Here is a 7,967-nt window from a genome sequence, read left to right as displayed (position 1 = left end):
AAACCGCTGACTGGACAGCCGGATGCGGGAGATCCGCACGTCCGGTTCGAAGGGAGGGGCGGCGCAAGCCAATGCGCCGTCCCTACCCCTATCACTCAGACCGTCGCCGGGACCTCGTGGCCCTTGCGGTTGAACGGCGCGACGAGTTTCGGATCGGCGAGTGGGCTGGTGACCTTGCCGGAGTCGATGGTGATTTCCGCTCCGAGCACGTACGGCGCGGTGCCCTTGTCGATCGACCAGTTCTCAAGCTGGGCTTCCTGGCGGTCGAGCACCTCGAGCATGGCCGGCGACGACGCAAAGGTCTCCTCGCGCAGTTTCTTCGCGGTGGTTTCCTCGCCCTCGCGGTGCGAGATGTTCGAGTAGTGCGAGAGGGCGGCGCTGCCGCAGGAGTTGGCAATCTGGGCGTGGAGTGACTTGGCCTTCCGCGACTTCATCGCGTCGATGAAGTTGCGGGCGTGACCGCCGCCGGCGTCGCCGGGGAACTTGTGCAGGCGTTCCTTGCCGTCGGGGCCGAAGACGTTGCCGCCGCCGCGGCCGCCGCGGAACTCGCCACCCTCGCAGGTCACGATGATGCCGACACGGATGCCCTTGAAGGACGCGGCTGCGTTGGTGCCGGGCTTCACCCACAGGTTGTTGACCTCGAAGATCGCCGGCACGCCACCGTATTCGAAGGACGACGTCAGCAGGTTCGGGGTGTTGCCGGCGTCGTTCCAGCCAAAGCGCTGGCCGAAGGTCCGGACCTTGGTCGGGGGCGGTGGGTCGCCGAGCACCCAGGCCATCAGGTCGGTCTCGTGGGGTCCCTGGTTGCCCATGTCGCCGTCGCCGGTGTTGAAAATCCAATGCCAGTCGTAGTGGAACTTGGGGCGCAGAATGGGCAGGTCCTCGGCCGGCCCGAGCCAGAGGTCGTAGTCGCAGGTGGCGGGGGGAGTGAGCGGTGTGTCGCGTTTGGCGCCGATCGACTTGCGGTTGCGGTAGCACAGGCCGCGGATGGCGGTGATCTTGCCGATCTCGCCCTTCTGGATGAAATCAAAGGCCTCGATGAGCCCCTTGTCCGAGCGGTTCTGGGTGCCGGCCTGGACGACGCGTCCGTATTTCTCGGCAGCGGCGATCATCGGGGCGGCTTCCTCGAGCCGGTGGGTGACCGGTTTCTCAACATACACGTCCTTGCCCGCCTGACAGGCGTGGATGGTGTGCAGGGCGTGCCAGTGGTTCGGGCTGGCGATGATCACGCCGTCGATGTCGTCGCGCTCGAGCAGCTTCCGGTAGTCCTGGATGAGGGCCGGCTTGGACTTCAAACCGCCGGCGAGCTTTTCCATGTGCGCGGTGTCGGCGTCGCAGAGGGCGACGATCTCGACGTCCGCCAGTCCGCTGAACTGCTTGGTCAGTGACGAGCCCCGCCCTCCGCAACCGATCACGCCGAGGCGGACCCGGTCGTTGGCGCCGGCGGCTCCCAAGGCGGGGAAGGTGGCCAGTGCCGAGGCACCGAGGGTCTGGATGAAGCGGCGGCGGGGAAATTGGGGACGGCTCATGTTGGAAAGGTTTACGATCCCGGGTCGCTCGGGATTTCAGAGGAAGTCGGGATCCCGAGATGCCGGGAAATTCCGCTTTTCCGGTTGCCGGATGGCCCCTAGGTTGCCCGCGATGAGCGGTTGCCACGGTCCCAAAATGAAAATGGACCCGGACCTGCACCAGGACAAGAAGCCGTCCTGGATCAAGGTCCGTCTCCCCAATGATCCGGTGTTCTGGTCCACCAAGTCGATGATCACCGACCTCAAGTTGGTGACGGTCTGCGAGGAAGCCCAGTGCCCCAATCGCTGGGAATGCTGGGGCCAGGGTACGGCGACTTTCATGATTGCCGGCGAGAAGTGCACCCGCGCCTGCGGGTTCTGTGCGGTCAAGACGGCCAAGCCGGATGCTCTCGAGGACGACGAACCCTACCGCGTGGCCGAGGCGACCCGGCGGATGAAGCTCAATCACGTGGTCATTACGGCAGTCGCCCGCGATGACCTGCGCGACGGCGGGGCGGAGCATTTCCAGAAGACCATCGAGGCGGTTCGCGCCCTCAACCCCGGCATCATCATCGAGGTGCTGGTGCCCGACTTCAATGATCGCGATTGGGCCCTGCAGATGGTGATGGATGCGCGGCCTCACATCTTCAACCACAACCTGGAAACGGTCGAGCGCTTGACGCCTCTGGTCCGGTCACGCGCCAAGTATGATCGCAGCCTGAGGGTTCTCAAGAAGGCCAAGGCGATGGTGGGCGGCAAGGTGGCGACCAAGAGCGGCATGATGCTGGGCCTGGGCGAGCGCCATGAGGAGATTCTGAGGAGCATGGATGACCTGCTCGAGCACGACGTCACGGTGCTGACCCTCGGCCAGTATCTTCGGCCGACGCCGCGGCATTTGCCGGTGGTCGACTATCTCAAGCCGGAACGCTTCGACGAGTACAAGCAGATCGCCCTGAACAAGGGTTTCCGCCATGTGGCCAGTGGGCCGCTGGTGCGGAGCTCCTACCACGCGGCGGATTTCCGTCCGGAACTCGACATCCTTGAGGATGCGGACAAAGCCAAACCGGTCCACGGCTTGGATCTCCAGCCGGAGGATCTCCCGATCCCGGCCGCACGGAAGGAGATCGTGCGCAGCTCGGTGGCGTGAGGTCGCCTCAGGGAAGCACGCGGATTCGCAGGTTGCGGAATTCGATGGGAGAGCCTTCGGATTCGAGGCAGAGGTATCCGGTCGCCGGTTGGCAACCGGTGCCGCCCGAGACTTCCTCGCCGTTCACCCACAGCCGCACCTCACCGTTGATGCAGCGGATGTAGTAGTGGTTCCACTCGCCGGTGTCGCGGGTCGTTTCCTTGGTCGGGAAACTGCGCTCGCCATTCGGGGCCACGGGGGGGAAGGGCGTCATCTTCGCGCGCACCGGGAAGACGTCGCCATGGCAGGTGAACCAGTTGGGCGGCTTGCCGGTCTTCTTTTCGAAGGCGAGGTCGTAGCCGGGGTCGAGGATCTGCACCTCGATGCCGTCCGGCAGGGGGGCGCCCTCCTTGGCTCGCAAGCGGTCGAGGGAGTCCTTCGTCGCCCAGACAAATACACCGGAATTCCCGGCGTCCTTGAGGTGGCGCCATTCGAGCACCAGCTCGAAGTTCGTGTAGGCCTCCTTCGAGGCGATCACGCCGATCGGCTTGCCGGTGCAGGCAATGAAGTCGTCCTTCCAGGTCCAGGTATCGTCGTCGCAGTTGACGTTTTCGAAGTCGGCCTCGGTCAGAGGCTTCCAGCCCTGCCCGCTGCCGTCGACAAAGGCGCGCGGGGCTTCGGCATCAGCAAATGCGATCAGGACGGAGAGGGCCCCGAGGATCCCCGCCGATTTCATGAAGCCGCGGCGGGAGTTGCCTTGGAATTGGGAAGTCATGGCGGGGCGTTACGATGAGGGGTGGCTGGACTTATCACGGGGAGCTGGCCTGAAATCCCGCGATCACCGGCCGGTGGTCGGAACCGAGGTCGGGTCCGAGCCCGAACTCCACGCAGACTCCGAGGTCGCGGCTGAGAATGAGATCGATGGGAATGGCAAACAATGGATTCGAGCGCGACCAGGTGGCCCGATAGCCGCGCCCTACGGCTGCGTCCTCGAATCCGGCCTCGATCAATTCCCGTCCCCGGCGGCCCCAGCGCGTCGCATTCAGGTCACCGAGGATCAGTGTCGGCGTGTCGGAGGCGGCGGCACCGGTGACCAGGGCCTCGAAGTAAAGGGTGTGCTCCCCGGCCCAGAATCCGGAAATCGGAGGCAGCGGATGGGCTCCGAAGACCCGCACCGGGCCTGATGGAAATTCGACCGTGATGGCGACCAGCGGCACCTCGACCGCGCCGTGCTCGGTGATGCGGGTGTCGCGGATCGGGAAGCGCGAGAACAGAACGAAGCCGATGTTCCCGCGTTTCGGGTTTTCGACCCGGTGCGGGTAGAGTTCGGCGAGTGGTTGCAGGGCCTCCACCCATGCGGGGGTGGGTTCGCAGAGGTAAACCACGTCCGGCTGTTCCCGGCGGATCCAGTCGAGGGTCTCGGCGTAGCGGGTGTTGGAGCCGAGGACGTTGAAGGTCGCGACGCGGATGTCGGGTTCGCCCTTTGGAGCCGGGGGGATCCAGAGCGGCGCGAGCCGGACAGCGGGCAGGATCAGAAAAACGGCCGCGACGATGGCGGAGCGACGCTGGCCGCGGATGAAGAGCAGGAGTCCGCACAGGGCGATGAAGATGAAATACTGGGCCTGAAAATGGCTGAAGAGATCGAGCAACCAGTGAAGGCGACCGAATTCCCCGAGCACCGGAAGCAGCCCGGCTCCGATCACCAGCACCAGACCCGGCCACGAGCGGCGGGATTTCGGCTTCTTTCCCGAGTGCTCAACTTCCTGCACGCCCCGAAGCTGACACGTCCGATGTGAACGGCCAAGGGACGGCGGTCGAAGAATGGATGAATCCGTCTCCTCTGCGTTCTCTGCGTCCCGGCCATGCCCGCACTGTTCTTCGGTGGCTCAGCAAATCTGACGGAGAGCCAAAAAATCCGCCCGGTTTCCGGAAATCTCACACCCGGGCGAAATCACCTGAATTCTTTGATTTATCGAGGTTTCTAGTCAATCAACCACGATGGGAAGCGCATTGGGATAGTCCCACTCGACAGAAAGTTAAGAAAATTTGGAAATCGGGGTGACAGGAGGCGATTGGGGTAAGTGATGACGAACTTCACCCCAACTCGGAACCAGCCACAAGGTGGTAACGATCTGGGGGGAACGCATCGCCCGAAGGGCGGTTCCGAGTGGGGTGGGTTCGCTTTTCTCATCGGCCCCAAGGCCGGTGGGAAAATCATCGAAGCTTTCATCACCGCGACTCCGACAATGGGGGAACCGGCTTCGATGTCCGTCGGGGGGCGGACTCAAGAGGCCGACATTTCAAGGAGTTGCGCATCGGCAACCGATCCGTCCGGGGGGGCGGGTCGGTGGCCGGATCTTTCCAGGAACATTCAGGCCATGAAGTAGTGTTCATGCGGGGGTTCGCCCTCGATTGGCCTTCAATCGGACTGCCGGGATCGTGCGTTAAGGGAAGCGCCACGGTCCCGGCCTCCTTTTGTACCGTCGCCACCGGGTCTCGAAGGCTGCAAGCTCAACGGGTGGCGAGAAGTAGACGAAGCCCATGTGGAAAGTTCATCACGGGATACTCATGGTGCTCTTCGTCCCGGGCATGGTGAATGCTCATGCAGCGAACCCGGTGCCGGAGCATGGAGCGCCGGGCTTCGAGCAAAGGGTGGAGGCGTTTTTCGAGGCGGACTCCGGCAAACCACTCAAGAGAGCCGCCAAGCAACCTCCTCTGCGGCCCGGACGTGGCAACTACACGCGGGCATACTCGAACTCCATCGTCCTTTTTGCGGCGCGGTGCTTCCACCTCGGCGAGATGCTCGACGAGGCCAATGCCGCGCTGGTCGAGAACGCCCAACACTACCTCGACAACCCCAAGGACATCATCGACCGCGACAGCTTTCATTGGCATGCGGACATCGTCATGCGCCTGATCGACATGTACGGGCCGGACGGCACGGTCGAGGTGGGACGCCTGACCGCCGAGACCGCGACGGTCTGCCTGAAGCCGATCTGGATCTACGTCAAGGAGAGCGCCACGCACAACCAGCCGGACCATGCCGCGACGGAGACCTGGGACTTTCACAGTACCGAGAATCACCATGCCATGGACTTCACGGTCCAGTGGCATTTCGCCAGGATCGCGAAGGATCGGCCGGATTACCAGGAGCTGAAGCTCGACGATGGAACCAGTCTGGAGGAGCACTACCAGGCATGGAGTGACTACATCGTCGTATATTGCCGGGAGCGGGCGAAGAAGGGGGTGTGTATCGAGATCATGTGCCCCGGATACAATTCGGTCTGGCTGAAGGGATTCTACAACTTCCGTGATTTCGGCACCCCGGAGGTGCGGCGTTCCGCCGGGATGTTGCTGGATCTGTACTGGGCGTACTGGGCCCAGGAGCAGCTGCAGGGTGTCGCCGGGGGAGGGAAGACCCGCATCCGCGGCGTGAAGGGGTTCAATTCTTCCACGCACGGGATTCCCGCCCTGGGATGGTTCTACTTTGGGATCGGGAAGAAGCCCACCATCATCAACGGTGAGATCAATGCCTTGCTCAGCGACTACGAGCCGCCGGCGGTGGTGGCGGAGATCGCCCATGGGTCCCGGGGTGACGGCGCGTATGAGGTCATCCAGCGCGCCCAGGGGCTCGGTGAGCAAGGCGTCGGCGAGGCGGTGATGTCGGATGCCATGAAGCCGAACCGGTTCCGCACCGACGGCGGAGGCATCGTTCGCTACAGCTACTGCGATCCGGCCTTCACCATCGGCACGCTCATGACCGAGGCCCGGCCGCTGGAGGACTGGATCCACATCAGCGCCCAGGGGCGCTGGCAGGGAATCATCTTCGGCGACAACCCGGCGGCGCGGATCGTCCCGGTCGTGCGCCCGGCGGGCCGGGCGCGCGACGTGCTCAACGGCCACTGGTCGGTGCAGAGCCAGGGCAGCCTGATCACCCAGAAGTTGAAGGGCCACAAGAGCGGCGGCCCGATGATCGTCTGGATGCCGGCCGAGGGAATGGGCGAGCCGGTGCGGGATGGAGACCTCGTCTTTGTCGAGACCGAAGGCGCCTACGCCGCGATCCGGGTGGTCGGCAGTGAATTCACGCTCACCGAGAAGCAGGTCTCGAACCCGTCCATCGAGGGGCCCACACGAGTGGCTCCACCGGGCAGGGTGGTGTTGCCGGACGACGACTTCGCCCCGGTGATCCTCGAGGTCATGGCCAAACGGGATCTCGATGGCTTCGATGCCTTCAAGTCGAGGGTGAAGGCCAACGAGCCGGAGATGGAGGGAGGAGTACTGAAATACGAGACGATCTACGCGGATGCCCTGACTTTCGACACCGGCCAGACAGCCGTGCCGACGATCAACGGGCAACCGGTCGACTACGCCCCTTCCAAGGTGCTGGAGAGTCCCTTTCTCCAGGCCGACTATGATCGCGGTGTGGTGACCATTCAGAAAGGCGAGCGGAAGAAGGTTCTCGATTTCATGAGATGATGAGGAACACAGGAAGGGTTTTCTTGCTGCTGGCGATGGCTGCCGTGCCGGCGTGCGCCGATCCGGGAGACGATGCCGCCGAGCGTGCTGCGTTTCAGCAGGCGGACGACCGCCCGTGGCGGGAGGTGTTTGCCGATGAGGGCACGGGCGACTGGGAGCAGAAGTGGTTTCTCGACGGCGAGGTGGGCAAGGTGACGAACGGCCCCGAGGGGATGACGCTGACCGCGGGTCCCGAGTTCAGGAACGACGCGCATCACATGGTGCTGTGGACGCGCGACAGTTTCGAGGGGGACCTGAAGATCGAGTACGACTACACCCGGCTCGACGAGGAACGGCGCTGCGTGACCATCCTCTACATCCAGGCCACCGGCAGCGGCAGGGGCTCGTTCGCCAGGGACATCGCGAGCTGGAGCGAGCAGCGCCGGGTGCCGTCGATGCGGATCTACTACGACCACATGAATACCTATCATGTGAGTTACGCCGCCTTCGGAAACTCCGGGACGGACGAGACCTCCTACATCCGCGGCCGGCGCTACATGCCGCACCGCACCGGATTGAAGGGAACGGAGCTCGAGCCCGATTATCGTTTCGAGTCCCTCTTTGATCCGGGGGTGACGCACCGCATCACGGTGATCAAGCGGGAACGCGATCTCCTCCTGCGGATCGAGAATCCGGATAAGGTCCGCCACTGCCATCTGCGCAACGACAAACTGCCGGTGGTCACCGGGGGTCGAATCGGGCTGCGGCACATGTTCACCCGATCGGCCCGCTACCGGAACTTCCGGGTTTCGACGCCGGCGGAGACTGCTCCGTGACAGTGGTCGGCCTGGCGACGAAAGGCCCCGCCGCTGCGTAGC

6 protein-coding genes are annotated in these 7,967 nt (G+C 63.9%); 3 read left to right on the top strand and 3 right to left on the bottom strand.

Annotated features, from left to right (window positions below):
• Positions 1-95: 95 nt before the first annotated feature.
• Positions 96-1,529: a Gfo/Idh/MocA family protein gene (locus tag ACG2LG_RS06550; protein WP_396257420.1), complete on the bottom strand. Its 1,434-nt coding sequence runs from the start codon at positions 1,527-1,529 to the stop codon at positions 96-98.
• Between the two features lie 136 nt (positions 1,530-1,665).
• Here ACG2LG_RS06550 and lipA point away from each other — a divergent pair, with 136 nt between their 5' ends.
• Positions 1,666-2,655, top strand: coding sequence for a lipoyl synthase (lipA, locus tag ACG2LG_RS06545; RefSeq protein ID WP_396257418.1), 990 nt, complete (start codon positions 1,666-1,668; stop codon positions 2,653-2,655).
• Between the two features lie 7 nt (positions 2,656-2,662).
• Here the strand turns inward: lipA and ACG2LG_RS06540 are convergent, their stop codons facing one another.
• The gene (locus ACG2LG_RS06540; RefSeq protein ID WP_396257417.1) at positions 2,663-3,409 is read right to left on the bottom strand and encodes a DUF1080 domain-containing protein; all 747 of its coding nucleotides are present in this window, start codon (positions 3,407-3,409) and stop codon (positions 2,663-2,665) included.
• A gap of 34 nt (positions 3,410-3,443) precedes the next feature.
• Positions 3,444-4,403, bottom strand: a complete 960-nt coding sequence (locus tag ACG2LG_RS06535) for an endonuclease/exonuclease/phosphatase family protein (protein ID WP_396257416.1) — start codon at positions 4,401-4,403, stop codon at positions 3,444-3,446.
• 799 nt (positions 4,404-5,202) lie between these two features.
• Here ACG2LG_RS06535 and ACG2LG_RS06530 point away from each other — a divergent pair.
• On the top strand, positions 5,203-7,110 hold the full coding sequence (locus tag ACG2LG_RS06530) for a hypothetical protein (protein ID WP_396257414.1): 1,908 nt from the start codon (positions 5,203-5,205) through the stop codon (positions 7,108-7,110).
• The gene (locus ACG2LG_RS06525; RefSeq protein WP_396257412.1) at positions 7,107-7,925 is read left to right on the top strand and encodes a DUF1961 family protein; all 819 of its coding nucleotides are present in this window, start codon (positions 7,107-7,109) and stop codon (positions 7,923-7,925) included. Before ACG2LG_RS06530 ends, ACG2LG_RS06525 begins: the two co-directional genes overlap by 4 nt.
• Positions 7,926-7,967: the final 42 nt, after the last annotated feature.

This window comes from Haloferula sp. A504 (genome assembly GCF_044385805.1).
GTDB lineage: Bacteria > Verrucomicrobiota > Verrucomicrobiia > Verrucomicrobiales > Akkermansiaceae > Haloferula.
The sequence above is the reverse complement of the archived record's forward strand: the minus strand, read 5'-3'. Positions and strand labels throughout refer to the sequence as shown.

Bases quoted from the DNA above. Each gene is read 5' to 3' on its own strand.
- ACG2LG_RS06550 (WP_396257420.1), bottom strand. From the start codon at position 1,529: ATGAGCCGTCCCCAATTTCCCCGCCGCCGCTTCATCCAGACCCTCGGT.
- lipA (WP_396257418.1), top strand. From the start codon at position 1,666: ATGAAAATGGACCCGGACCTGCACCAGGACAAGAAGCCGTCCTGGATC.
- ACG2LG_RS06540 (WP_396257417.1), bottom strand. From the start codon at position 3,409: ATGACTTCCCAATTCCAAGGCAACTCCCGCCGCGGCTTCATGAAATCG.
- ACG2LG_RS06530 (WP_396257414.1), top strand. From the start codon at position 5,203: ATGGTGCTCTTCGTCCCGGGCATGGTGAATGCTCATGCAGCGAACCCG.
- ACG2LG_RS06525 (WP_396257412.1), top strand. From the start codon at position 7,107: ATGATGAGGAACACAGGAAGGGTTTTCTTGCTGCTGGCGATGGCTGCC.